25 protein-coding genes are annotated in these 26,821 nt (G+C 38.2%); 9 read left to right on the forward strand and 16 right to left on the reverse strand.

Annotated features, from left to right (window positions below):
• Window positions 1-2: 2 nt before the first annotated feature.
• Genes I597_RS04480 through I597_RS04495 form a run of 4 tightly spaced genes read right to left on the reverse strand, consistent with a single transcriptional unit; the run spans window position 3 to window position 7,856 of the window.
• Window positions 3-2,300 carry an alginate lyase family protein gene (locus I597_RS04480; RefSeq protein WP_035326872.1) on the reverse strand — a complete coding sequence of 766 codons (2,298 nt, stop codon included), beginning with the start codon at window positions 2,298-2,300 and terminating at the stop codon, window positions 3-5.
• 6 nt (window positions 2,301-2,306) lie between these two features.
• Complete coding sequence (locus I597_RS04485) at window positions 2,307-4,526, reverse strand: heparinase II/III family protein (protein WP_052111902.1); 2,220 nt, start codon at window positions 4,524-4,526, stop codon at window positions 2,307-2,309.
• Complete coding sequence (locus I597_RS04490) at window positions 4,526-6,829, reverse strand: chondroitinase-B domain-containing protein (RefSeq protein ID WP_035326874.1); 2,304 nt, start codon at window positions 6,827-6,829, stop codon at window positions 4,526-4,528. The genes I597_RS04485 and I597_RS04490 overlap by 1 nt, the downstream gene beginning before the upstream one ends.
• 49 nt (window positions 6,830-6,878) lie before the next feature.
• A complete protein-coding gene (locus tag I597_RS04495; RefSeq protein ID WP_236626650.1) occupies window positions 6,879-7,856 on the reverse strand; it encodes a polysaccharide lyase family 7 protein in 978 nt (325 codons plus the stop codon).
• Window positions 7,857-8,110: 254 nt separating this feature from the next.
• Between I597_RS04495 and I597_RS04500 the strand changes: the two genes are divergently transcribed.
• From I597_RS04500 to I597_RS04510, 3 genes are read left to right on the forward strand one after another with little or no spacing between them, the layout of a single operon-like run.
• Window positions 8,111-8,440 carry an ArsR/SmtB family transcription factor gene (locus tag I597_RS04500; protein WP_035326880.1) on the forward strand — a complete coding sequence of 110 codons (330 nt, stop codon included), beginning with the start codon at window positions 8,111-8,113 and terminating at the stop codon, window positions 8,438-8,440.
• Between the two features lie 47 nt (window positions 8,441-8,487).
• Entirely contained in the window at window positions 8,488-8,955 is a 468-nt protein-coding gene (locus tag I597_RS04505; protein ID WP_035326882.1) for a DUF6428 family protein, read from the forward strand.
• A 22-nt stretch (window positions 8,956-8,977) separates the two neighbouring features.
• Window positions 8,978-9,610: an arsenate-mycothiol transferase ArsC gene (locus I597_RS04510; RefSeq protein ID WP_035326886.1), complete on the forward strand. Its 633-nt coding sequence runs from the start codon at window positions 8,978-8,980 to the stop codon at window positions 9,608-9,610.
• A 90-nt stretch (window positions 9,611-9,700) separates the two neighbouring features.
• Here I597_RS04510 and I597_RS04515 read toward each other — a convergent pair whose 3' ends face one another.
• From I597_RS04515 to I597_RS04540, 6 genes are all read right to left on the reverse strand, one after another.
• On the reverse strand, window positions 9,701-10,309 hold the full coding sequence (locus I597_RS04515; RefSeq protein ID WP_035326889.1) for a hypothetical protein: 609 nt from the start codon (window positions 10,307-10,309) through the stop codon (window positions 9,701-9,703).
• A gap of 8 nt (window positions 10,310-10,317) precedes the next feature.
• A complete protein-coding gene (locus tag I597_RS04520; RefSeq protein WP_035326892.1) occupies window positions 10,318-11,313 on the reverse strand; it encodes a YHYH protein in 996 nt (331 codons plus the stop codon).
• Window positions 11,314-11,331: 18 nt separating this feature from the next.
• The gene (locus I597_RS04525; RefSeq protein ID WP_201771778.1) at window positions 11,332-11,997 is read right to left on the reverse strand and encodes an SCO family protein; all 666 of its coding nucleotides are present in this window, start codon (window positions 11,995-11,997) and stop codon (window positions 11,332-11,334) included.
• Complete coding sequence (locus tag I597_RS04530; protein WP_035326898.1) at window positions 11,966-12,571, reverse strand: toxin-antitoxin system YwqK family antitoxin; 606 nt, start codon at window positions 12,569-12,571, stop codon at window positions 11,966-11,968. The genes I597_RS04525 and I597_RS04530 overlap by 32 nt, the downstream gene beginning before the upstream one ends.
• A complete protein-coding gene (locus I597_RS04535) occupies window positions 12,558-13,409 on the reverse strand; it encodes a YHYH protein (RefSeq protein WP_035326901.1) in 852 nt (283 codons plus the stop codon). The genes I597_RS04530 and I597_RS04535 overlap by 14 nt, the downstream gene beginning before the upstream one ends.
• Window positions 13,410-13,627: 218 nt before the next feature.
• On the reverse strand, window positions 13,628-13,924 hold the full coding sequence (locus I597_RS04540) for an EF-hand domain-containing protein (RefSeq protein WP_035326904.1): 297 nt from the start codon (window positions 13,922-13,924) through the stop codon (window positions 13,628-13,630).
• Window positions 13,925-14,115: 191 nt separating this feature from the next.
• Between I597_RS04540 and I597_RS04545 the strand changes: the two genes are divergently transcribed.
• Genes I597_RS04545 through I597_RS04555 form a run of 3 tightly spaced genes read left to right on the forward strand, consistent with a single transcriptional unit; the run spans window position 14,116 to window position 16,342 of the window.
• On the forward strand, window positions 14,116-15,129 hold the full coding sequence (locus tag I597_RS04545; RefSeq protein ID WP_035326907.1) for a sensor histidine kinase: 1,014 nt from the start codon (window positions 14,116-14,118) through the stop codon (window positions 15,127-15,129).
• Window positions 15,126-15,806 (forward strand): LytR/AlgR family response regulator transcription factor, encoded by a 681-nt coding sequence (locus I597_RS04550; RefSeq protein WP_035326910.1) that lies wholly within the window; start codon window positions 15,126-15,128, stop codon window positions 15,804-15,806. Before I597_RS04545 ends, I597_RS04550 begins: the two co-directional genes overlap by 4 nt.
• Before the next feature lie 14 nt (window positions 15,807-15,820).
• Window positions 15,821-16,342 carry a DUF3124 domain-containing protein gene (locus I597_RS04555; RefSeq protein WP_035326914.1) on the forward strand — a complete coding sequence of 174 codons (522 nt, stop codon included), beginning with the start codon at window positions 15,821-15,823 and terminating at the stop codon, window positions 16,340-16,342.
• A 19-nt stretch (window positions 16,343-16,361) separates the two neighbouring features.
• Here the strand turns inward: I597_RS04555 and I597_RS04560 are convergent, their stop codons facing one another.
• The 3 genes from I597_RS04560 to I597_RS04570 are packed head-to-tail and all read right to left on the reverse strand — an operon-like array spanning window position 16,362 to window position 20,231.
• Window positions 16,362-17,300 (reverse strand): carbohydrate kinase family protein, encoded by a 939-nt coding sequence (locus I597_RS04560; RefSeq protein WP_035326917.1) that lies wholly within the window; start codon window positions 17,298-17,300, stop codon window positions 16,362-16,364.
• Window positions 17,293-18,639, reverse strand: coding sequence for a sugar porter family MFS transporter (locus I597_RS04565; protein ID WP_035328981.1), 1,347 nt, complete (start codon window positions 18,637-18,639; stop codon window positions 17,293-17,295). The genes I597_RS04560 and I597_RS04565 overlap by 8 nt, the downstream gene beginning before the upstream one ends.
• A gap of 41 nt (window positions 18,640-18,680) precedes the next feature.
• The gene (locus I597_RS04570) at window positions 18,681-20,231 is read right to left on the reverse strand and encodes a glycoside hydrolase family 32 protein (RefSeq protein WP_052111904.1); all 1,551 of its coding nucleotides are present in this window, start codon (window positions 20,229-20,231) and stop codon (window positions 18,681-18,683) included.
• A 206-nt stretch (window positions 20,232-20,437) separates the two neighbouring features.
• Between I597_RS04570 and I597_RS04575 the strand changes: the two genes are divergently transcribed.
• The 3 genes from I597_RS04575 (at window position 20,438) to I597_RS04585 (ending at window position 24,574) form a co-directional block, all read left to right on the forward strand.
• Window positions 20,438-21,478, forward strand: coding sequence for a LacI family DNA-binding transcriptional regulator (locus I597_RS04575; RefSeq protein ID WP_035326920.1), 1,041 nt, complete (start codon window positions 20,438-20,440; stop codon window positions 21,476-21,478).
• A gap of 82 nt (window positions 21,479-21,560) precedes the next feature.
• On the forward strand, window positions 21,561-22,217 hold the full coding sequence (pgmB, locus tag I597_RS04580) for a beta-phosphoglucomutase (protein WP_035326923.1): 657 nt from the start codon (window positions 21,561-21,563) through the stop codon (window positions 22,215-22,217).
• Between the two features lie 62 nt (window positions 22,218-22,279).
• Window positions 22,280-24,574 carry a glycoside hydrolase family 65 protein gene (locus I597_RS04585; RefSeq protein WP_035326926.1) on the forward strand — a complete coding sequence of 765 codons (2,295 nt, stop codon included), beginning with the start codon at window positions 22,280-22,282 and terminating at the stop codon, window positions 24,572-24,574.
• A gap of 14 nt (window positions 24,575-24,588) precedes the next feature.
• On the opposite strand, the gene I597_RS04590 is transcribed toward I597_RS04585, so the two are convergent.
• The 3 genes from I597_RS04590 to I597_RS04600 all read right to left on the reverse strand — a co-directional run bounded on the left by I597_RS04590 (window position 24,589) and on the right by I597_RS04600 (window position 26,817).
• The gene (locus tag I597_RS04590) at window positions 24,589-25,194 is read right to left on the reverse strand and encodes a DUF4230 domain-containing protein (protein ID WP_035326929.1); all 606 of its coding nucleotides are present in this window, start codon (window positions 25,192-25,194) and stop codon (window positions 24,589-24,591) included.
• A 161-nt stretch (window positions 25,195-25,355) separates the two neighbouring features.
• A complete protein-coding gene (locus I597_RS04595) occupies window positions 25,356-25,925 on the reverse strand; it encodes a pentapeptide repeat-containing protein (protein ID WP_035326932.1) in 570 nt (189 codons plus the stop codon).
• 1 nt (window position 25,926) lies between these two features.
• A complete protein-coding gene (locus I597_RS04600; protein ID WP_035326935.1) occupies window positions 25,927-26,817 on the reverse strand; it encodes a GyrI-like domain-containing protein in 891 nt (296 codons plus the stop codon).
• Window positions 26,818-26,821: the final 4 nt, after the last annotated feature.

Below are 26,821 nucleotides of genomic sequence, written 5' to 3' on the forward strand. Positions count from 1 at the left end.
GTTTAATTTTTAAGTTGTTTGAAATAATATGTACCCTTCCAGGTGTATGTACTGTTAGATAATTCTAGTTTGTGTTGCGCTTTCGCGAAAGCGGAATCTACCACAATCACTGCATAGCGGTCTTTGTTTTGTAAGGTAAGCTCGAGGGCTGTATACCCTTGAGGTGACGCTAGTGATTTAATATTTTGAATAGCTGCATAGGCATTTTCTGCTTTTTCGGTCACTGGGTTATACGTGCCGTGAGACTCTATTACTTGCACAAAAAGACCATTCTTCATATTGTTGCGACGATGTATAAGCATAGGGTCGCGACGTAAATTAAACTCTGGGTCACTCGCCCCTACACGACCAAGAATGAACTGGTCTTTACCCTCTGTGAGAACAGTTGCCGAGTAAAACTTCTTGTTATCTAGCCAGGTAAACTGTGTGTTTTCTGTACTAGGGATGCCTGTAGCCTCTTTCCAGATATGCTGGTAACCTGCTTTTGTGCCTAGAGGGCTGAGTTGTGGTGGAGTGTTTAAATCAAGGTTTGTCGCTACTACCTGCCCTTTATAATAGAGTGGAAGGTCATATTTGTGATTGCTATCACTGGTCACGTTAAGAATATCTATAAGCAACGGTTTTTTATGATGGTCTAGCGTTACCATCATCATAGTACGAGTAAACTCTGTGCCGGGGTAGGCATTTGCCTCTACCGCACTTACAACCTGAATGTTTGGGTCGCTTGTTTCAAAAGTGGTCACCTCTGGGTGATGTTTTGAACTTTCTTTAAATATACCTTTGTAATGAGAGGTTTCATCTTGTACGATGGTGTTGTGAGCTATTGTTTGTTTTGCCCAACTCGTATTTTCTTTAAGATATCCTCCACCATTTTTTTGCTCTACATTTACAAAACGCGCCAGGCCATAATCTTGTAAAACCTCTTCACCATCTTCATATAGGGAGTACGATAATTTATCAAAGTGACCGTGACTTAACCCGTGAGCAGCATTCTTCATAACAAGTGCCATTGTGCCGCCCTCATAATTTGCACGTAATATAGCTACACCGCCTTCATCACCTTTTGCTCCGTCACGTAAGAGCATAGACTCTTTTATAAAAGGTTGTGCTTTGCCTTGATGTATGCCTTGAGCAACTGCAAGACCTGTGGCATCTAGCTGTACATTATCTTGTTGTAGTGCGACAGATAGTAGTCTTGGGTCTTGATTACCGTAGTAGTATGCAATATCTACTGCAGAAACAAGGGACGCCGTTTGGTATGACATTCCCTTTTGTCCATCATTAAGAGGGAAGAATTCACCATCTGCATCTGTAAGGTTTAATAGGGCATCTACCGCTTTAATGAGTACACCGCCGTTGTATTCAAATATCTTGAGCTCTGGTTTTTTTGTTTCTAACGCTTGCGCGAAAGCTAAGAATGGATACATCGCATAACGTTGGTAGTAAGGACCCTCTGTATAATATCCATCTGGCGAAAATGGCTCATCTAGATTTGCCAAAAATCCAGACTTTTGTCCTTCTTTTTTTATAGTCCCGCCATCATTGTCGAGAGCTGCACTATCTATGCCATCGTCCTTTATTCCGAATAGCGCTCTATCTACTAGCTCATCATCATTCATCACTAAGCCTATCATCCCTACAGCTACAGTTCCCCAAGTACTATGATTATGTACTCTATTAAAAAACTGTGGTGTTTCTATAGATAGAAAATCTGCAAAGGGACGAAATAATTCATTATCTAAGGTCTGTCGTTCTTCTTCTGTGATCCATCCTCTTATACCGTCATACGCCTGACTCATATATACCAGCCAGTTTGCATCATTAAGACATTGCCAAAAGATTTTTCCGCGGGCATATGAGCGTTCTTGCGGGTGACGAGGTAGTGACTTGTACATCTTTGCATATGCTAGTAATACATCTCTGGTAAACGCTGCATATTTAGTATCACCTGTAATTTGAAACAGGGCACCTGCTTTTTGTAAAGCGGCATAATTTTTTTTGTGTTGCGTATGGGTGTAGCCACCAGCCATATCTTTTGGTATGGGCACTTGTATACCTTCTGCCATTGCCGCATCTACTTCTTGCTTTGCTCGCTCAAGTGATTTGTCAAATAATGGGACACTCCCTAATGCACTTTTTATATCATCTACACTTTTTGAGGTAAGCATTAGTTTAGGGTGATCTGCATTACTTTCTAAGTCACTTGGTGTAGTAGTTTGATCTTGATTTTTACAAGAAAGAGCAACCATTACAATTGCAATGAGCTGTATAGCTTTTTTTAAGTGTTTAAAGTGTGTCATAAATAGTTACTTTATCTTATAAGTTACTGCTGCTGCAGGTTGTAATGTGTAGTTTGTATCAATACCATCTTGAGTGACAATAATCGCTACTTTTTTGCCACTTAGTAGCGTGATGGTTAATTCTTGATTGTTTACTTGAGTCATTATATCTCCTCCTTCGGGAATTTCAATATTTACTGTGTCAACAACCGCTTTTGAAATATTAAAGTAAATGGAGCTATTTCCTTTAAATAGCATTTTTGAGCTCCCATTATGAAGGGACCACCCTTTTAAAGAAGGGTTTTTCTCAGTTTCTAGTATGCGGGTGTCGTAAGTACTATAAGGATAAAGTACAGTAATAAAACTGTATGAAGCTTCTCCTTCTTTAGAAATAGTAGACCACTGTTTTCCTCTTTTTCCAGAAGTAGTTACACGATCCACCTTATTGAGTTGGTAAATATCTAGACCGCTTCCGTTAGAAAAATTAGAACGTAAGAGTTCGGCACCATTTTCTGTGGTGTAGTGACCTTGCCATTGTTGCTTATAGGTATGTGCTTCTTTAGCGTAAAAATTATCTTTCACGATCCAAAAATCATCTTCTACAGAGATTACTTGTCTTGTGTATGTAACCCCTTTTTCCTCAAAGCCATCGTGGCTGCCTATAAAGAGATCTATAGATTCGTTAGAGAGCCACCCCAGCACCTTAGGTTCTGGAAGACTTTTAAATTTACCAAAACCACTTCCTCCTTTATTAGATGTGTAGTCTTTACCTTGAAGTATATTGTCTACAAGTGCAACATTTTTTACTTCACTATTTTTAAATAGCTCTAGGTCATCTAGAGAGTAGCGTACTTGGTAATTAGGTAAAATTACGTGCTCATTTGCCATTGCTTGTATACCTAGCATATCTCCGTGCTGGTGGTCTGGCTTGTCTTTATCAAGACCTGCAGCTATTATGAGCATTTTGTTACTGGGTTTCCAGCCCTCTCTCATTATATAATAACCTGTGTCTGTAAAAGCATATGACTTTGTTTCTGGTGGCGTAGCTTTTATAGATTTTAAGCCCTCAAGTTGATTACGGCTTAGGTACCATAAATATTTAGGTTGTACTGCTTGCTTTGCAAAATATCCCATTGCTGGGTCGTCAAATAATAAATACCCCAGTGTAAGTGAGCCCGAGATGTCATTTTTTTCTGCCCAAGGCGTATCTGTATCATCAGAGAGTACAGGAGCGCTTCCGTCTGGATAAGCAACTTTAGTGAGCGTTGTAAATAATGATTTGAGCTTGTCTTCCCATAGTGTACTTACGGGCATATTACTTTTTTGGGCCAATTGGTACACATAAAAATAGTTGTCTATATCGCTCTGGTGGTAATGTATAGTACGTTCAAACTGAAACCCATCTTCATTAATCTCTCTTTTAAGATGCTCTTCCAGAAGTGACATAGCGTGTGTATACCACACATCTGCATCTTTAAAGTCATTTAATATTATAGCAAGCATAGCCAGTGCAGAAAGACCTCTGGTCTGGTGATTGCCAGCTTTAAACTCTTTATTGTTTTTATATAAATGTGCTGCGTGTTGAAGTAGTGTGGCTATAGTAGTAAGTTGATTCTTGTCTGTGTATGCTGCTTCTCCCAGATATCCATTATGTATTTGAAGCCAGTTTAAAATGCGATAACCAGATCTAAAAGACTCATACACGCCATTACCATCATTTATGGTTTCAAAACTACTAGTAATTAAAGCATTATTAAGAGATGCTAGTTGCGATGTGTAATAGTCTATGTAAGATGGGTTTTTATTCTCATAGCGGTATAAAAAGGCAATGTCTACCATTTTATGTTGCCTAGCAAGGTGTCTTAAACCATATGCATTAATAGGAGTTCCATTTTTATAGTTAAAAGGTAATTTCCAAAACGTGCTATCATCAAATTTATCTAGGTGATCTTGAGCTCTAGCCGTGTGATATTTCTCCATCTTTGGGTAAAGACGTTTGTACTCTTCAAAACGCGTGTCTGTCTCGTGCCAGTCATAAAAATAACGAGAGGCAAAAACAGTTCTAAAATGTAGAGCGAGACCCGCTTGAGAAACTTCTCCTAGATCGTCTTGTACACTCGTTTTGAGATATGGGAATAGTTCATCTATAGCAATTACCTGCTCAGAAGGAATATGCTGTGCATATCCTGATAGGGTAAATAATAAGAAGCATAGCTGAATCCCATATTTTTTAAAATGCTGCAACATTAGTAAACTAACTTAAGTTTTAAGTTTTGCACTACTTTGATCTCTCCAGAGTTTGAAGTCTTATTATCCACAGGTTCTTGTCCTTTTTCACCCCACAGTACTGCGATGGTCTTTATAGGGTTATTTGTAAAGGTATTTTCGGCAAGAGTTACGTTTACGATCCCTCTTGTTTTTAATAAAATATTACTCTTCTCTTGAGCGCCACATTGTGTAAATGTATTGCCACGCACGACAAGGCTACCGCCTATAGTAGACTCGTCATAACCACCACGGTAGTAGTCTAGCACATTCATCCCTACGTTTGTAAAGTTGTTATCCTCTACAAAAACAAAAGCCGCGTTATAATCTCCTTTGTCATTAGTTTCCTTATTAAGTTGGATACCTCTTGCAGTGTTTTTTATGATGCTATTTTTAATTGAGATTGTATCTGCAAACGAAGCTTTACTAGTTTCTAACACACTTTTAAAACCATCTATCTCAACATTATCTAGCCATAATTCATATGCCTGGCCCATCCCTTTTTCTAGGGTTGCAAATGCGTCTGTACCTTTATCACCCTTAAGTATAATGTTTGATAGCTTAAGCTTTGCTCTGGGTTGTAGTTCAAAGCCTTTGGTAGCGTTTTTAAAAGTAATCACTGGTCTGTTAGTCGTTGCTGTAGATTGTAGGGTTACCGCTTTCGCGAAAGCGTAATTACCATCTACCTCATATGTGCCAGGTGTTATAGTTATGGTAGTGCCTTGGCTCGCATTCTTTATAGCCTCTGCAAGTTGTGCTTCTGTCGAAACTGTTATTGTTTCTGGGGTTTTTTGCGCTGGTCTGGTGTTAAACCACGAGGTCCCGTAGTTTGAGAGATCTAGCAATTCTTGATGATTACTTGATACCGAAACAATAGCCCCTGCACGGTTAGACTTATCACGGCTGTTGCCTAATAAATCTTGATCTATACGGTCAAAATCAAAGCCATTGTGAAGTTCATTTTGCGCTCCTTGAGGTGCAGCAAATAAGTTGTCACCTTCCGACAGTTCTAGCGTTTTTGTGATGATACCATCTGTCTTATAATCGCTCGTGTTTTTTACATTTATAAAGTTGCTCTTAAAAGTCACTCCTGTGATAGAGTCATATGTTTTTACCACACTGGCAGTAGGCGCATCTGTATATATAAGATTATTTGCTACTACCATACGCTCTGCTCTTGCAGACCTAATCTCTGAAGCGGGTAACACCTCTGCCTGACTCAAATTTGCACCTACACCAAAATGCCAAGGGGTCTTTGAGTTTATAAAAGAGTTATGTGCAACCACAACATCTGTCACTTGGTTATAGCGATTAAGTGGAGATTTTGGGATACCATTCATTACGGCAAGCGGCGCTCTAAACTCGTTACCCTTTAGGTTATAGAAGTAGTTATTTACAATCCAGTGGCCCGTGTTTATAACACGTATACCACCTATAAATTCTGAATTGTCATTACCTATAAATACGTTTCCATCTATAGTAGCATAATTACCGTGTCTCAATACCAGTGAACCCTCAGATTCAAAAAATACATTGTTTTTAAATGTATTGTAGTTACTCTTACTAGAGATAATCTCTACCTCACCATTACAACGTTCAAAATAATTGTGCTCTACATTTACATATCCTGGAGTCATAGAGGTGTAGCTGTCTCCCAGTTGTAGTGTCTCTGCACGTGGACCTCCTTTTCTAGGGCGCGGGCCAAAATGGTTGTCTTTAATCTGGTGATAGGTGTTTACATTTTCATTACCCTTGAGCATCACACGTAGGGTAGGGCCTTGGTTTGTTTTTCCAGTCACATAATTATGGTCAAAACTGTTGTGTTGCCCCCATAGCTCTATCCAGTGGTTTTTACTATCACGATCTGGGTTTGTAAAATCTTCTATTACACAATCTGTAACACGAGAATGGTATGCAATTGTTGTGTCATTTATTTTATAACGTATTACCGCTTTTTCTGTCGTAAATCCATTTTTAAAATGTAAACCACTCACGTGCAAGTAAGATCCTCCTAGCTTGAGTGAAGAGTTGCCCTCTAAGGTAACCTCACCTGGAGTTTCGGCTGTAAGAGAAATGGGATTTGCTTCTGTACCCTCACCATAAAATTTTATGGCAGCATCTTTCCACACACCGTTTTTAAGTACAATATGATCTCCAGGTTGGGCATTTTTAATGGCTGTGTTGAGCTCGTCTATGGTGGCTACGGTCTGGCTTGCGTCTAGCGATGCCTCTTTACAGGCGCTCAAAAGTACGAGTGAGCAAAGAAGTATGAGATGTTTATACATAATGGAGTATTGTTGTTATTTTTAAGTGCGCTTTCGCGAAAGCGTACTATTAATGAGTAACCTCAAGATTATAGTATTTAAGCGTGGCAAATGCCTGTGCGTCTGTACTGGTTAAATAATTGCCTGCTTTAAAGTAGTTTTCAAAAGGCCATTTCTCCAGACTTACGTCTTCATAGATTAATGGACTTTGATCGTTGAGCTGTATTTCTAAACGGGCTTCAGTGGCTGTAATGCTCAAGGTAAAAGGTTCAAACCCTACATAACCCATATTGTCCTTTATATCCTCCCAAGTATCGCTTGAGGTGTCTAGTAAAGCATCACCCTCTGTGCTCTCATCTACCAGTGATTTTTTATGAGACCAGATGTATCCATCTTTCCAATACATTTTTAAGAGAGGAGGGCCGTTATTAGAACTAAAGCCGTGGGTTTCCATATCTTCTTGAGATATGATGCCGTGTATTTGCATTACAATAGTGCGATGGTAGTCGTTGCTTGGGTTGCCATCTTGAGATATGTCTTCCATTTTAAGAGTTCCAGAGAGCGTACCACCTTGGGTAAGCGTCCAGTTTTCTCTGGAGTTAGAAGGGTTTATGAGTTCTCTTAACTCTGTTCTAGAATAACTGCTATTTGCTGTAGATGATGCTGGGTACACGTGAAAAACGAGTGAGGTATCCTCTATATCATCATACATAAATGGTGCTATTGCCTCTATGTTTTGATACCCAAAATCAACTAGTTGTGCTGGCTGATACTCATCTGGGCTTCCGTTATTATTTTCATCTACAGGAAGGGTGATTTTCCAGTTAGAAAAATCTATTGCGGCATACTGGCTAGTATCTGTCTCACCATCTGTAGTGCCTTGTGTGTCTTCTACTTGTGGCGTAGGTGTAAAAGGGGGATCATCTCCCTCATCTGTAGACGAGCAAGAGATACTAACTACACAAAATAAGAGGATAATGATATACCTATATTGTGTAGATTGTAGCATACATTGTAGCATACATTGTAGGATGATTACTGTTTGCATTTAAATTTTTTAAACTGGTTTTCCAAATTGGTTTACCAGTTGTATATCTCAAATATAGATATAATTATAAGACTCGCAATATTTTGGCGTAAATTTTACGCTATTGCAAATTATTACCAACTATAATTGTTTAATTTGAGTTTGTTGTTTTCTGGAAGCCACGATTAAATTATACACTAAAAGGAATTTTAACTTAGTAGAATGAGTATGTATTATTTATTAATCGTAATATTGCAATCAAATAATATAGTAAGATGGGATTAACAAAAACCGAAATGTTTACAGATGAGCAAAACCAGATTTCACTTTTTTCTAAAGTGTTTGGTCACCCTGCTCGCGTGGCGATATTGCAGCATTTATTTAAAATAAATAGTTGTGTATGTGGCGACCTTGTAAATGAGATAGGGCTTGCACAACCTACCATCTCACAACACCTTAAGGAGCTCAAAAATTTAGGTTTAATAAAAGGTAATGTAGAGGGGACGAGTGTTTGCTACTGTGTCAATTCAGAAAATTGGAGACGTATGAAAGAAGTAATGCAGCAATTTTTAGATCAAGATATTCTCGCAACAGATTGTTGTTAAAAAAATTATTCTCATTAATCGTATAATCGCAATAAACAAATAGAGTTATGAAACTGTCAGAAGTAAAAAATGTACTTAATGGGTTGGAGACAATTTCTTTCCAACTACCAAGTGGAGAATTAGTGCCAAGTCATTTTCACGTGACTGAAGTAGGTAAGGTGTCAAAGCACTTTATAGACTGTGGTGGTACCGTACGTAAAGAAGAAGTAGTAAACTTTCAACTATGGAACGCAGATGATTATGACCATAGACTCCACCCAGAAAAGCTAGTAAATATTATAGAGCTTTCGGAAAAGATATTAGGTATAGAAGATCTCGAGATAGAAGTAGAGTATCAAGCGAGCACTATAGGTAAATATGGTCTTGAATTTAATGGGTCAAGTTTTTTACTTACTACAAAACAAACAGATTGTCTAGCAAAAGATCAATGCGGTATACCTGGTGTAGCACCTGCTGTAGAGGTGGTTGCAGAGACAGGCTCTTCTTGTTGTGGGCCTAATAGTACGTGTTGTTAATCACATTTTAAAAGAAACTTATATGTCCACAACAGTGTCAACGCTATACCCAAAGATCAATGATTTTATAGAGGGGTTAGATATACATAGTATTACAAAAGAGCGCAAGGAGACCCTTGAACCGTTAGTAGCGTTTGTTAAAGAAAAGCACACACAGCAGGAGATTATAAGGCTCAATTTTATATGTACACATAACTCTAGAAGAAGTCATCTCGCTCAAGTGTGGGCACAGGTTATGGCTTACTATTTTGAGATAGAGAAGGTATATAGTTATTCTGGCGGAACGGAGCGCACAGCTCTTTTTCCGGTAGTTGCAACAACATTAGAAAACACAGGTTTTTTAATAAAGACTATTTCTAGTGGTGATAACCCTGTTTACACAATAAAGTTTGCAGAAAATGAGCATCCTGTTATAGGGTTTTCAAAAAAGCTGGATGATACTTTTAACCCCAGTGCAGGCTTTGCAGCAATAATGACCTGCTCGCAAGCAGATGGTGGATGTCCCTTTGTAGCCGGTGCAGAAAAGCGTGTGCCTCTTACATTTAAAGATCCTAAGGTGTATGACGGCACTCCACAGCAAAAGGAAAAATACCTAGAGCGTAGTACACAAATTGCAACAGAGATGCTTTATGTGTTTTCTCAAGTGAAAGGATAGAATTGATGCGTCATATTTATACAATAAAGAAATCCTCTTAGTTTTATACTAAGAGGATTTCTTATTACTAACGCTTTATTATTCTTAGGCCTAAGCGCGTTTATATACTTTCTTGCTTAGGAGAGCTACAGCTATAACGAGGGCAAGTATAGAAAGAAATGATACCGGTCCCATCGAAGCTTTCTGAATATTTATATCTATAAACTCATCTTCAGTTACCGAAAGCGATAGCGAGTAATTATTATCTTTATTAAGTACAAACTTTGTTTTTTTAAAGTCTTCTTTAAGTATAAGTAGAGCACTCTTACTGTTATGTATATTCTTAAATAGCGTGTTAGTTAAGTCTATAGTCTCAAGATTAGAAGGCACCCTAGTTAACGTAAATAATACCTTTGTCTCGTGACCTAGTTGCACTTTACCATCAGTAAGGATGTAATTTTGATTCTCATTAAAACTTAGGTTAAGATTCTGAGTAATATGATTTAAGACCATTTCTCTAAACTCCTCTGGAGTTTTATATGGCGTGCTAGCATAGGTTTGTCGTACTTCTTGCTGGAAAGCAGTGAGAGAAGCATTGATTTGTAAAATCCATACACCCTTTTCTTTTTCTGCAAGAATGATTGTAGAGGCTTCCGTTTGGTGTGCGTAACTACTTATCGTTGTTAGGATAAGCAGCGCTGTAATGATAAACTTTTTCATAAGAATATTTAGTTAACATAAGCTCCTTTGAGGCCGTTTATAAAATTGTTATTACCAGCTTGGTCTACGTGATAATGGTATCCTCTTGTATCATCTGTATGACCACGCAACTCATCAAGCCCTGAAGCAGCGATTCCTTCTTGATTTTTATTTTCATAGATTCCGTGTCCATCTAGCGCATATCCTATAAGTGCGTCGTGACCATCTTCTTGTTCTACTTTTAGGCTAATGCCCGTTGCTGCGTGATAGTGATATCCTTGGTGTACATTAATATGACCTCCTGCATCATCAAATGGGGCTAATGTATAAGCTCCTAAAATGTTATCTACTGGTGCTGGTGCAGAAAATTCAACTCCGTTAAGGGCGATACCTCGCGTAGACGGTGCACTATTTTGTCCAGGAGGTCCTCCTGGGCCTGTAGCAAAAAGTGTGGAAGTATTTTGTAATACTGGAGTTATAGGTATTAGGTATGTTTGAGATATATCTGTGATATAAGAAGGTAAACATTCTACACAAAAATTTTCATATTCTTCACCCACAGCAGGGTTTGCTGCATTTATACAATCTTGTTCTGTGTCTGTGACGTATATGTCACCATTTTCATCATACATTAACCAGTTATCATCTTCATAAAAGGCTGCCATATTTTCTATAAAAGCGCCATCTACATCATAAACTTCGCCATTTTCTAACCAGATCCCTCCCGCGTCTGCTCCATCTGCTATATTATCTGGACACCAAGGCCCCATCTCGTGGTCAAACGGAGTACTGTTTGTGATAATCTGATAGCAATCTGTATTTGTGCCATCTGAAAGTGTGCAGGGAACAATGGTTAAGTTAACACCGTTTGTTGTAAAATTTTCTGGGTTCACATTTACAACTATTTCGTCACTATTGTTATCACTATCCTGATTAGAATTGTTATCATTAGAACAAGATGTGCAGCTCATCATTCCCAAACAAAGGATAATAATGGCACTTAGATAGATTTTAGAATGTTTCATAAGTATAGATTTGCTGGGTTATTTTTCTTTTTTTAGAGTATTTATATCTGCTATAAGTTGCTCTACAGATGTTGCATTGAGACCGTTGTAAATACCTCTTATATGCTTGTCTTTATCTACAAGCACAAAATTCTCAGTGTGTAGAAACTCATCTTCGGTCTTATTGAGACCTAAATCTTCCTCTATGAAGTATTGATTTCTACCTAGGTCATATATTTCATCCCTTGATCCTGTTACAAGGTGCCATTTATCTTTTACAACTCCGTTTTGACTTGCATAGTCTTGTAGCACTTCGATTGTGTCGTGTTGAGGGGTTACAGAGTGTGAGATTAATAGTATTTCTGGATCATCTATAAAGGCTTGCTGAATTGAAGCCATATTTTTTGTCATTTTTGGACATATGCCTGTACAGAATGTAAAGAAGAAATCTGCCACATATATTTTATCTTTAAAGGTATCTTGTGTTATAGTATCATTATACTGGTTATATAATTTAAATGGAGGTACTTTATGTAAGGTGTCGCTAGTGGTATAAGATGCATCTAGCCATAATGGAGTAAATGTGGCTTCGTTATAATACGGCAGAATTTCTACACGACTTGAGGCTGTATTTGTATCTGCACAGCTTATGATGCTTAGTATAATAATAAGACTAGCGCTCCACAAGTTGCACTTGCTCATCATCCAACTGAAAGCAGAGATTTGCTCTTTTGAGCCCAAATATTCTTCCATTTTTTGCTTCATAGTTGTTATAAATTTTTCCGTTTTCTCTCCAAGATTGTTGTAGCCCTTCTTCTTGACCGTTTACAAGAGTAATTACCTTAAACTTAACGCCGCTTGTATACCATTGATATTGCTTGCCGTGGGGAATGCCATTTTGATAATTTGCTATAGATCTTTTGTTTCCATTACTCCACCAAGAGATAGTTTGCCCGTTACGTACTCCGTTTATATAATTTGCTTTAAAACTTAAGGTTCCGTCTGGAAAATACTTTTCTTGTGTACCGTGTTTTTTTCCTTTCGCGAAAGCGGTCTTCTCAGAGATAGTTCCATCAAGATATATGCTTGTTGCAACCCCTGTAAAAGGCTCTCCCTTATAATAGAAAAGCCCTTTGTGGAGGTTTAACTCGTTTAGTGTGACGGCTAATTCAAACTTTGAGTTTGCTGAGGGTGTATCGTTTGTGACTTTTGCCTCAGTATTACGGTTACAGCTTATAATGAACAGGCATATTATGAGTGTTAGGTTATAGTATCGCATTTGGGGTGCCTTGATAATCTCCAGGAAATATGATGTAGTACTGGTTAAGATAAAGCTCATCTTGTATGTGGTAATGATATTCCTCTTGATCTGTGTGTTGTGTGGTTGATGTATGCCCACCAGATGCATCTAGATCTTCTGGATAGCTACCGGTACTTGCACAAATACGACCATACACAAAAAAACCATCGCTTATAATCCCTACCAGGTTATCATCATTGTTACTAAAAGCTTTAGGCTCAAGGTGATAATGGTAGCTTTGTGGACCTGTGTGCGCTGCTGTGTAGTCTAGTGATGGTACGGCATCATCTAGTGGTACGTTAGGGCCTTCTTGATCATCATAAATCATAGCGCCACTTACAGCAATACCTATAGGGCCAAGACCTGTAGCGGTAGTAGTACTTGCTAGTTGTGGTGATGAAGAAACGGTGAGCGAGTATGAACCATTAAAATCATCTATATTACCAGGTGCCATCATCTCATAAGTTGTGAGAGTAGGCTCTACAAAGAGTGGGTGATTCTCATCTGCTGCTGGTGTTACGAGTACATTACCCATAGGATCTATAGCTGTACGTTCTGTCGTATTAGACCAATAGGGAGAGGTGTGGTTTGGGTAACCATTACTTTCTAAAGTTACGGTAGAGCCACTTAAAAGTACAGAGACATTATCTTGATCAAATTCTGAAAAAGCTGCGTGTAGCTCTGCCGTTATTTCACTACCATCGGTATCTACGTTTGTGTCATCACTGTCGTCATTACTACAGGCAACTAGTGTTATAATTGCACCGCATATTAATAAGGAAAAAGTCGCTAATTTGTTCTTGAGAGTTAATTTCATAATTGCTTTTTAAAGGGTTTGTTTAATAAATGTACCGACATTGTATATGCTGTTTTTTAATATTCTGTGAATGCTAGTTAGTTTTAAGTGAATGGTCCTAAAAGCTGTATCACAGGTTTTTAAAGCAGATGATTAATTGTTGAATAAGTAAAAAAAAAGGAAACTCCATAATTTCTTATGGAGCTCCCTAACCAAACATCAATCAAACAATTTATATACTATTTCTTACCTCTCGGTTCTCTTCTTTTGGGTTTTGGAGCTTTTTTGAACTCCTTTTCTGTGATAAAACCATCTTCGTTAGTATCTACTTCTTTAAAAGCCTCTTTAAGTGGTCCTTTTATTTCTGACTTGTCGAGCTTATTATCTTCATTTGCATCCATATCTTTAAGTAATTGTGCAAATGTAGGCGGCTCTTTTCGGTCATTATTTCTTTGCCCTTGAGCACAAGAAACTGATACAATACCTAGCGTAAATACAATCGCTAATGCGCTCATTTTAAAATTTATCTTTTTCATAATAATTGTTTTTGTGTTACGCTTATTTGACTCCAAAGTTGGCAATTAGTTAATTGCAAATAGGCTGTTTTCTGCCAGTTACCTTTGGTTTTCTGCGAGTGACGTATTTCTATCTATAAATGAGATAAAACAATAGCTGTAATTGCCTCAAAACAGCGATTGTATGAATTTTTATTTACGTTATTTGCGCTATGAATCTATTAGGAAGATATATTTCTCAGGTATTATTATGGCTAGGAGTCTGGAGTACGCTCTGGATATCTGGCGGTCGCGATGCTATATTTATAAGAGATAACGGTCTCGCATTTGTATTACAAGTGTTGATTTTATTTGGTCTAGTATACTATGTAGTGCCTCGCTTTTTGTTTAAAAAGAAGTATCTCTATTTTATAATTGCTACAGTACCTGTAGTTATACTCTGCGCTTACCTCTCATCAGAGTTTGCACCTACACCTGTTAGAAGACCGCCACCTATGGGTCTTCAAGGAGGAGCTCCTGGTAAGTTGCCTTCTCGTTTTTTTATACACTTATTAATCCTTACTATCTCAAGTGTTACAGCTATTTTACTAGAGACATTTATTTATGCTCAAGAAAAAGAAAAAAGTTATGCATATGCTCAAGCAGAGCTAAAAGAAGCAGAGCTTAAATTTTTAAAAATGCAAATCAACCCTCACTTTCTCTTTAATGCCTTAAATAATATCTATGCACTATCTGTTACCAACTCAAATAAAACGCAAGAAGGAATAAGCACGCTCTCTCAAATGTTGCGTTACGTACTCTATGACTGTGAGCGTCCAGTAGTGTCATTAGGAAAGGAAGTAGAATATATAAAACATTACATAGCCCTCTTTAAACTCAAAAGCAGTAAAGAGTTTAATATACGTTTTGAACAAGATATCACAAATGAAAATATACAAGTAGCACCTATGCTATTTGTTCCTTTTATAGAAAACGCTTTCAAGCATAGTGGGATAGAATTAGGAGGTAGTAACTACGTATTTATTTCGCTTAAAGCGAAAGAAAACTACATAGACTTTTATATAGAAAATAGTATGCCTTCAAAACCGCTTGTTACAGACGGAGCCGGTGGTATAGGTTTACAAAATGTAGAGAAGAGACTGGAGATTTTATACCCTCAAAAGCACGAGCTTACTGTAAAAAAATCTGATACCTTTAGTGTAGCTTTAAAAGTAAACTTACAATGAGCACCATAAGCTGTATAATAATAGATGATGAAGAGCTAGCCAGAACGCTACTAGAAACCTATGTAGAAAAGGTGACCTATCTCAATAGTATTGGTTCTTTTCAAAACCCAATAGATGCACTTTCATTTATAAAAGAAAATCCTGTTGATCTTATATTTTTAGATATACAAATGCCCGAGCTCAAAGGAACAGAATTTGCGAGTATTATCGCTACAAGTAAAAGTAAAGTGATATTTACAACAGCATACTCTGAGTATGCATTAAAGGGTTTTGAGCTTAATGCCCTAGACTACCTACTCAAACCCATTACCTTTAACAGGTTTTTAAGTGCAATAGAGAAGTTTTCATCACAAGAAGTACTAGTAGACCCTACACATCTGGTCATAAAATCTGGATATGATCTTTATAAAATCGTTCCAGACGAAGTACGCTACATCGAGAGTGATAGCGAGTATGTAAACTACCATCTAGAAACGGATAAAAAGATAATCGCAAACCAGTCACTAAGTAAACTTATAAAAACCTTACCAACCTCATTTTTAAGAGTACATAGGTCTTTTATAGTAAATGGTGATAAAGTCACGGGTTTAAAAGGACGCGATCTTATTATAGGAGATAAAAGAATACCAGTAAGTGATAGCTACTACGATACGGTGAAGAAATCATTATTTAATTAGTACTTTTAAGTATTATGAAAACAACTGCTGTACATATAATATGCACTTTGGTTTTGGCACTGAGTGTCATAAGCTGCAATGAGCAACCTCAAGTAAGTTCTGTAAACCCAGAAAACTGGGGAGCAAGAACGGCTACAATCCCCACCGGTGATATGCTAGCTGTAGGCAAGACGTACCTGTCTATCTATTCTCAAATTTTTAGTTACTCAGAGCATAAAACGCATAACTTAACTGCTATGGTAAGTTTACGTAATACTAGTGATACAGATACGATATATATAACAAATGCCTCTTATTATGATACACACGGTAAGTTAGTGCGTACATATTTTGATAATGCAATATATCTATCACCACTAGAAACTACAGAGATTGTGATAGATGAAAAAGATGTCACTGGCGGTACGGGTTCTAATTTTATATTTGAGTGGAGTACGCCTGCAGGAGCATCAGAGCCCCTTTTTGAAGGTGTAATGAGCTCTACTATGGGGCAACAAGGTTTATCCTTTACCACTCAAGGCAAAAGAATAAAGTAAATAAATTAGGTTAGACTCTCTAACCTAATAAATCATTAATCTCATCATTAGTAACCATAGGGTTTGCTCCTGCTTTTCCAGCAACAAGACTACCTACGGCACAAGCTACTTCTAGTGCATCTTCGGCAGTCTCACCAGAGAGAAGCCCATAAACTAATGTTGCCAGAAAGCTGTCTCCAGCACCTACAGTATCTACCACCTTTGCAGGAAAACCTACTTGTGTATGTATGCCACCTTTATGATAGAGCATCGCACCTTCAGACCCTAGCGTTACACAAACTGTAGGAGTCTCTGTCATTGCACTGAGCATTTTTAACTCATCCTCTAGTGTGTCACCCTCTATGCCCATTGCCATCACGATGAGCTCAAGCTCTTCATCATTAAGCTTTATCATATCTGCCGCTTCCATTAGGCCCGCCACAATCTCAAGATCATAATGAGGAGCACGCAGGTTAAGGTCAAAAACAGTAAACTTAGATCGTTCGGCAAGTACCTCAATTGCTTCAAGATTTACAGCAGTTTCAGCCATAGTACTATCTTCATCAAGAGCATCAAGTATATTTCCGCTTTCGCGAAAAGCGAGACTACCTATAATAAGAGCATCTGCAGCAGTTACTGCCTCGGCATTTTTCTCATTCCAAGCGATGGCATCCCAAGCAGTGTCTTGAGCAATTTCATATGAGGCACTTCCAGCTTTATCTAAGGTCACCTTTACTTGTCCTGTGGGTTTGTCATTGCGTTGTATGAGAGTCGTGTCAAGCCCTTTTTCCTTTATAAGCGCCAGCGCTTCTTTACCCAAAGCGTCATTTCCTAAAGATGAGATCATAGACACATCTACCCCAAAGGAGTGTAACCGTAGCGCAACGTTAAGTGGCGCGCCGCCTAGTCGTTTCTCATCTGGGAAAACATCCCATAATATCTCGCCATAACTGGCTATTTTAAGTGGTGTATTAGGCATCTGTAACAAGCTCTTTTTCTAGTTCTTCTAGGGTACGTCCTTTGGTCTCTGGCATAGCAATAATTGCCCATAGTAGTTGGAGTACCATCATTCCTGCAAAGAAATAATAAATATTCCAAAGATGGTCTCTCATTATACCTTCTTTGTCATCTATAAAAAACGGAGTAACTAGTGTTATGATGGCTGCAAAAACCCAGTGTGTGCTCGTACCCCAAGATTGCCCATAAGCGCGTACACGATTTGGAAAAATCTCTGAGATAAACACCCATATAACAGCACCTTGTCCTATAGCGTGTGACGCTACAAAGGTGCATATGAAAGTGAGTAAGAGCGCTGGGCTTAATTGCATCTGGAAACAAATACCTACCATAATAAGGCTCACGATGTAACCTACAGACCCTATTATTATAAGTTGTTTTCTTCCTAGCTTGTCAAGTAATCGCACACCTATAAATGTGAAGATGAGGTTTACAATACCTATCGCAATAGAGTTAAAGAGCGACTCAGAACCGCCAAGACCTGCTTGTTCTAATATTTGTGGAGCATAATAGAGCACAAAGTTGATACCAGATAACTGATTGAAAAAAGCAATAAGAAAACCTAGCCATAGTACTTTTGAATACTTCTTTTGAAAAAGATTTTCTGAGGTTGTAGTTTGCTGTAAGTCTAGTTTTATTTCTTCTAGTCTAGACTGTGCAGCCCCGGCTCCTTCATATATTTTTTGTAAAATAAGCATTGCGCCTGCATCGTCTTTTTTCTGTAGTACGAGCCACCTCGGGCTGTTAGGCACTTTCATCACCATAAGAGTATATATAAGCGCAGGTATAGCTTCTACACCTAGCATCCATCGCCAGTCGTTTGTGCCATCTACACCTTTAAGCAGCCAGTTTGACACAAAGGCAATCAAGATACCAAAGACGAGCCAGAATTGATAAAGACCACCTAGCTTACCACGGTTAGACTCAGAGCTTATCTCAGATATATAAATAGGTGCCGCGACAGAAGAGACTCCCACACCAATGCCTCCTATAAATCTAAAAGCCGAAAATGAATACGGGTCTTGAGCTAGTGCACAACCTAAGGCAGAAACAAAAAAGAGGATTCCTATCCAGAAAAGCGTCTTCTTACGCCCTAACTTTTTAGTGGGAAAACCACCTAGTAATGACCCGGCTACTGTCCCCCATAATGCCATACTCATTATAAAAGTACCGTGCATAAAAGGTGATAAATTCCACAACTCCTTTATGGGTGAGTTTGCACCACTTATAACAACGGTGTCAAAGCCAAATAAAAAGCCGGCGAGGGCTACGGTGATACTCCATTTTGTAATCTCTTTCATATGCTTTTTTTTATGGTGGTGAGAGGTGATGTTATAGTACACTACTTCCATATTCGTTTTATTTTACTCACTTTTAAATTTGCGATTGTAGCATTCTCACTTGTAAATGTGAGTGCAGTAAATGGCGTGGTAGGAAAAATTTGATCTGTAAATACAGTGCTTCCACCATCTATAAATACTTCTATAGAAGAGGTATCCATAATTATTGTGAAATCTACATCGTCCTTATCATCAATGATAGCGTGTGCTATGTGTGGCTTTGCTCCAAAAGAAGTCTCAAAGTCTGTTATGCCAGAATCAGTGCGATCTAATATAAATTGAGATTTACTGCTATCATAACTTAGCTTAAGAGATTCCTTATTAACATTTGTAAAGTTGAGTTCAAAGTCATCTAGATTACCTGGTATTTTAAAATCTAGTCGTTGCTCATTATAATTTTTACTAGAGAGAGACATTCCACTTCTCATAGTGTCGTGTTCTACCGTGTTATAACTATATTCATCTATTGAAGCTACAGGGTAGTTTTTCAAATAAAAGCCATTAGTATTGTTTTTATGCAGCGTAAGCTTTCGCGAAAGCGTCATTGCACTGCGCCACGCTTCTGTAGGGGTGTCACGGGCATAGTTCCAGTTGCTCATCCAGCCTATAAACGTACGATCTGTATCTGGCAGTCCATTAAAGGTAACGCCGGCATAGTTATCTGTACCATAGTCTAGCCATTTTATTTCCTTTTGGTTTGTAGTAAAGGTGGTCCCGTCAAAGTCACCTACAAAATACTGAGTTCCCGATCCACTATTTGGCGCGCCAGGATTAATGCTTATAATCAAGACCCACTTAGTCTCATCGCTTCCCTCAACTTTGAGCGGAAATAAGTCTGGACACTCCCAGACGCCGCCGTGAGCTCCTATGTTTTTTCCAAACTCACTCATAAGAGTCCAGTCTTTGAGATTTGGGCTACTATAAAATTTGGCGTGATCGCCAGCGACAAGTGTCATCACCCATTGCTCAGTATTGTCATCCCAGAATACTTTAGGATCTCTAAAGTCTTTGATGTTTCCGTCATTACTTATAACAGGGTTGCCACTGTATTTTTTCCAAGTTTCGCCTTCATCTAGACTATAAGCAATACCCTGAGTTTGAAAATCTTTGCGTCCTGCTTTTTCACCTTCCATAAGGTGATAGGTGAAAATAGCAACCATAGGAGGATTGTCTTTTGTCCCTAAGCCAGAGGTGTTATGTATATCCATCACAGCGCTACCAGAAAAGATAAGACCTAGCTCATCTGGATACAAGGCAATGGGTTTGTGCTCCCAAGAGATAAGATCTTTTGAGGTGGCGTGACCCCAGTGCATAGGTCCCCAGACAATGTCTTCTGGGTAATGCTGATAAAATAAGTGATAAGTGCCGTTGTGGTATAAAAGCCCGTTGGGGTCATTCATCCACATTGTGGGTGGAGTAAAGTGATATTGAGGGCGGTAGTTTTCGCGAAAGCGGTCTTCTATTAACGCCTCCTTATTATCTATAGAAGTTGTTTTTTCTTCCTTACAATTAGTTAATGAGAGAAATAAGAAAATTAAAAAAAGATGCTTCATTTTTAATGTGATTTTTTAAAACTTGTGAGACCTCGTGGCTTAGTTGTAATACTTGATTTACTAATTAAACCGCTTTAAAATAGGTCAAAAATTTACATTATGATAATAAATATAATAACTTATTAAGAATACATCGTTTTCGTACCCAAAAGGATTTGTTTAAATTGTACTATAGCTTTTAGTAAGCCTATTTTTACGATACCATTATGAAAAGAAAACTCACCTTAAAATTAATTGCCAAAGAACTTGACGTTTCTATCTCTACTGTCTCAAAGGCACTGCGTGATAGTGCAGAGATAAGTGAAGACACACGCCAGAAGATTAAAGCCTTTGCAAAGCTGTATAATTATAAGCCTAATAATATCGCGTTAAGTCTTAAAAACAGAAAGACACGTACCATCGGGATTATTATACCGCAAATAGTGCATCACTTTTTTACCACTGTAATACGTGGAGTTGAGCAAATGGCGAGAGAGCATAATTATAACGTGATTATTACTCTTTCTAATAATGATTTTGATAAAGAAGTTCTTAATATGGAGCTACTTGCAAATGGTAGTACAGATGGATTTATCCTTTCTTTATCAAAAGAAACAATGCAAAAGGACGATTTTAGACACCTCACAGAGGCTATAGATCAAGGGATGCCTGTTGTAATGTTTGACCGTATAGTAGATGAGATACCTTGTGATAAAGTGCTTATAGATGACCGCGAGGGGGCAAAGCTAGGCGTAAACCACTTGATTAAAACGGGCTGTAAAAAGATAGCCATCATCACTACAGAAGATTATATCACTATAGGAAAGTTACGTACTAAAGGATATATGGAAGCCCTCGAGTCTGCGGGAATTGAGGTAGATAAAGACCTTATTTTAAAACTAGATGCTATAGATGAGCTCAATGATAAAGCAAAAGCACGTATCAAGCACTTCTTAAAAGGTAAGGACATAGACGGTGTATTTACGATAAATGAAATTTTTGCCGTGACCGCTGCCAAATATATTATGGAAGCAGATAAAACCATTCCAGAAGATGTGAGTATCGTGAGCTTCTCAGATGGTGAGTTATCTCAACACTTTGTACCTAGCCTCACTACAGTAAGCCAGCACGGAGAAGAGATGGGACGTAAGGCAGCAGAGTTACTTATCAATAAACTAGAGCGACCAGAAGAAGAGGTAGAGCAATATACCACCGCATATATAGATACAAGTCTCATAGAGCGTGAGAGCACAAAGAGAGTAAAATAGGACTACTACGCTTTCGCGAAAATTAAATACAAACACATCGAGTTATAACGAAACAACTCTGATGACCGAAAACATATTAAAATTGAAAAAGAAAGCATTCCTTTTTGACCTAGACGGAGTTATAGTAGACACTGCAAAATTTCACTATCTCGCCTGGCGTAACCTTGCCAAAGAGATGAATTTTGACTTCACAGAAGAGCAAAACGAACTTTTCAAAGGGGTGAGCCGTGTGCGATCGCTAGAGATACTACTAGACCTAGCTTCATATGATGCAACTCAAGAACAAAAAGACAGGTGGCTTATCCAGAAAAATGAAGAGTATCTTAAGTACATCAAAGGGATGGATGACAGTGAGATCTTACCAGATGTGGTGAGAGTACTCGATTTTCTAGAAGAAAAAAATCAAGGTATTGCACTAGGTAGCGCAAGTAAAAATGCACGACCTATCTTGACTAAATTAGACCTATTAGACAAATTTCAGGCGATTGTAGATGGTAATGATGTGACAGCAGCAAAGCCAGACCCAGAAGTATTCTTAAAAGGAGGAGAAGCTTTAAAAATTGAACGTACAGATTGTATCGTTTTTGAAGACTCTATTGCGGGTATACAAGCTGCAAACAGCGCAGGTATGATAAGCATAGGTATAGGAGAGCAAGACGTGCTTCACGAGGCAAACTACGTTTTTAAAGACTTTACAGAGATGAGTAATGCTTTCCTTCTAGAACTTATAGAAGCATAAATTTAATCTAACTACAACTATCATCAAGTATGGGGTAAGCTCATACGTAAGACTACCATAATATGCATATAGATTATATCACTCCAAATGATTGGTCCATTATAGAGGATGGATGGAACCCAAATAACGTAAAATCATCAGAGAGTCTTATGGCGCTAGGTAATGGTGCAATGGGGCAACGCGCAAATTTTGAAGAAGATTACAGTGGCGCGACCTTTCAAGGAAGTTATATAGGAGGTGTGTATTACCCAGATAAAACCCGCGTAGGCTGGTGGAAAAATGGGTATCCAGAGTACTTTGCAAAAGTGCTCAATGCGCCTAGCTGGATAGGTATAAAAGTCATAGTAAACGGAGAGAGTCTGGATTTACATACCTGTAAAGAGGTAAAAGATTTTCGTCGTGAGCTTGATATGAAAGCTGGTGTATTGTACAGAAGTTTTAAAGCCATCCTACAAAATGACGTTGAGATTGCTGTGAAAGCAACACGCTTTTTAAGTATGGAGATGGATGAGGTAGGTGCAATAAAGTACGAAGTGACACCTATTAATGTAGACGCTACAATAAGTTATGAGCCGTATTTAGATAGCGGTATCACCAATGAAGATTCAAACTGGGATGACAAGTTTTGGAACACGCTAGAAGTTTCAGAAAATGATGATATGGCTTTCATCACCGCACATACAATGAAGACGGAGTTTCACGTATGTACGATGATGCAAAATAAGCTTTTTATAGATGGGGATGAGATTACGCTTTCGCGAAAGCGTTCTCAAAAAACCACAACCTACGTAGGTCACGAGTATGAGACAGATGTTACAAAAGGAGATACCTTTGCCATACAAAAAATTGGAGGTTATGTAAGTAGCCTTAATCACGATAAAGGTGGTCTCGTAGCAGTAGCAACAGACGTACTAAATAAAGCAACAGACTTGGGTTATGATGCTTTGCTAGCTTCTCAAAAGGAAGCCTGGGCAAAAACCTGGGAGATGTCTGACATCACAATTGAGGGTGACACAAAAGCACAGCAGGGTATACGTTTTAATATCTTTCATCTTAATCAGACATACACAGGGCAAGATAGCCGTCTCAATATAGGCCCAAAAGGGTTTACTGGCGAAAAATACGGTGGCTCTACCTACTGGGATACCGAGGCTTACTGTATTCCATTTTATATGGCTACCAAAGATCAAAGTGTTGCAAGACAGTTACTCACCTATAGGTATAACCAGCTTGATAAGGCTATAGAAAATGCTCAAAAACTAGGTTTTACAAACGGAGCGGCACTATACCCTATGGTTACTATGAACGGGGAGGAATGTCACAATGAGTGGGAAATTACCTTTGAAGAGATACACCGCAACGGCTCAATGGTTTATGCAATATATAACTATGAGCGTTATACAGGAGATACGAGCTACATTCCAGAAATGGGGCTTGAGGTAATTATAGGAGTAGCTAGATTCTGGAGACAGAGAGCGACTTTTTCTAAGGCTAAGAATGCTTATGTGATACTAGGGGTTACTGGTCCTAACGAGTACGAGAATAATGTAAATAATAACTGGTTTACAAACTATATCGCAAAGTGGTGTCTCGAGTATGCTTTTGAACAAGCAGAGTTGCTAAGAGATACTGCCAAAGAAGATTGGTCACGTATTTCTGGAAAAACGCATTTGTCTTATGACGAGATGCTTTCTTGGAGGTCTACGGCAGAGCAGATGTACTTTCCATACTCAGAAGAAAATGGAGTGTACCTACAGCAAGATGGTTTCTTAGATAAAGAATTAATAACTGTAGCAGATTTACCAAAATCAAATCGACCTATTAATCAAAAATGGTCTTGGGATCGCATACTGCGTTCTCCATACATAAAGCAGGCAGACACGTTGCAAGGATTCTACTTCTTTGAAGATCACTTTACAGAGGAGCAACTAGAGAAACATTTTGACTTTTACGAACCATTTACAGTGCACGAGAGTTCATTATCTCCTTGTGTACACGCTATACAAGCTGCAAAATTAGGCAGGATGGATCAAGCATATGAGTTTTACTTACGTACATCACGCTTAGATCTAGATGATTATAATAAGGAGGTAGAAGAGGGACTGCACATCACAAGTATGGCAGGTACCTGGCAGAGCGTGGTAGAAGGCTTTGGAGGGATGCGTGTAAAGAATGACACTTTATCTTTTGATACCAAAATACCTAATGCCTGGACGGCTTATAGTTTTAAAGTAAACTTTAGAGGGCAGATTTTAAAAGTAGACGTTTCAAAGAATGAAACTCACTTTACGCTCGTAAGTGGTGAAGGGTTACAAATAATTGTAAACGGAGAAAAGAGAGAAGTATTACCGGCTTAAAAAGCTGGTAATACCTATAATTTTATAGGTGCACTATCTGTAACTGCATTCCCATTATATTCAAGGGTCCACCCTAGTGAGTTAGTAAGAAAGTATATTTTAGAAAGTTCTGAGATAAGTCTGTTTTGTGCATTTGAGTAAAGAGTAGAGTTTTTAACTTCCTTTTCAAGCCCTTTTTGCACGCGTGATTTTATGATATTATAGTCGCGAGCATTAAACTGGTTGAGGTAGTCTTGTTGCACATCATAATATTCTATATTAGGATTAATCTTCAACTCAGGTTCTGGGATATAGGTAATGCGTACCGTCTTTGTGAGTTCATCAATCTCTGTAGCAACCTTAGAAAGATCGTAAGCGATAGTTGCTTCGGCATTTACAACTACTAGTGCCTTTTTTGTAGCAGAAAGCACATCTACATAGAATTTTTTTGAATCTTCATAGGTGAAAACTTGGGCATAGTTACCTTCTGTAACGATGAGTTTCCCCACGTTTTTTATTTGTTTCTCAATGAGCGCGGTGTTTGCTCTAAGTTGCTCACTTTCATCTTTTGTGTGTTCACAATAACGCACACCAAAAACAATCACAAGTGCAAGAGCTGCCCCAAAAAGTATTTTACGCATAATAGTTTATTATATAACCAAGGTACATAAAATAAAAAGCCGCACATAAGTGCGGCTTTAATGAGTTTCTAAATCCCCCAATTTCGATTCTCATTCTAATGATGTAAATGTAATTGCTTCTTTAAGTTTTAGGTAGGGGTAAATGCCCCTTTATGGTAATGTTACTTAATTATTATTCCAGAAGAGCGTAAAAGTCCAGCAAGATTGTGGTTTGAAAAAAGTGCTCCTTTTAGTATCGTTTGTGTAGGGTTTATTGTGTAGTCTATAGCTGTCCTAAAGTCTGCCCTAAGTAATTTTGAGTTTTCAAAATTGGTTTTGGTTAATATGCATTTGTCAAACCTAGCCTCACTCAGATCTGCCTCAGTAAAATCTACTTCGGCCATAGGGCAGTCTATAAAGGTTGTTTTTTTAAGTGGTAATGCGGTGAAGTTTGAGAGGTTTAGAACGCTTTCGCGAAAGCGTAATCCCAACATAAAGATATTACAAACACTAAAATCTGCTCCTAGCAGTTTACAGCCGTCAAATAAAACTTGATTGAGACTAGTGCCACCAAACTTTACATTAGTGAGGTTGCAATTTATAAATGTGCACTCTAAAAAAGTCCTGTTTGAGAGATGGAGGCTTTCAAAATTACACTCCCCAAATGTGCAATTATCATACTCGCCTTTGTCTAAAGGTTGCTGAGTGTAATCTATACCTGTAAACTCTTGATCACTGTAATATGAGCTCATATTATTCTACAATGGGTAAGTAAACTTCTGTTTTCCACCTGCTCTCGTCACCAGCCATATTTGGATTGTTATAAAAGACCTCAGTAGGTTTTAGATCTACTTTAATATTATTGCTCTTTGCATAGTTAAGAAGCGCATACCAAGCACGATCTGATGTAATATAGTTGCCGTTATAAATAGCTTTAAGTGCTCTTTGTGCAGGTCTTGATCCATATTTAATGTCTTTTACTACTGGTAAAGAATCCCTTTCTATCATAGGGAATGCAAAGTGATATTTTATACTATCGGTTGCCCTGTTCCAGTCTGTGATTTGTACAAAGGGGCGTCCATCTAGCTCAATATCATAAGTAGCCATTGTACCTTGCAGATGTCCTATATCGCGCATCATTCCGTCTGCTTTTAGAATTTGTAGCCCTTTAAGCTCTGTATAGGCATAAAACTTTGCTGGAAGTTCTTCTTCACCTACTATGGTTACTGTAATTCTATCTAGATGATCTTGTAATAACTCGTTAAATTCTAGTACAGTTCTAGTAGCACTTTTTTTAAAGTCTGTGTCCTTAAAAAGCCCATTTATACGATTGTTTATAGAGTGTGTGGGATCTATTACGTGTACCGTAACCTCCGTAAGTGAATCGTGCACTTTGTTAAGTTGCCACTCGTATATGTGAGTAGAGTCTTGTACTGTAAATTCTTGAATGATTTGTGTGTATTCATCACCCAGTTGTACCTCTGTAACTGGAGCGCCTTCTTTCCAGTTTTTTATAGATTGCTCTATAGTACCTAGAGTAGTTTTTGCCTTTATCTTTGCAGTAAAGTCTCCTGGTTTAAGATATAGATACCATACGCCTGTTGCTATGATACTTACTATTATGAATGCAATAATATTTTTCATAATA

Origin of the sequence: Dokdonia donghaensis DSW-1 (assembly GCF_001653755.1) — a bacterium.
GTDB classification, from domain to species: Bacteria; Bacteroidota; Bacteroidia; order Flavobacteriales; family Flavobacteriaceae; genus Dokdonia; species Dokdonia donghaensis.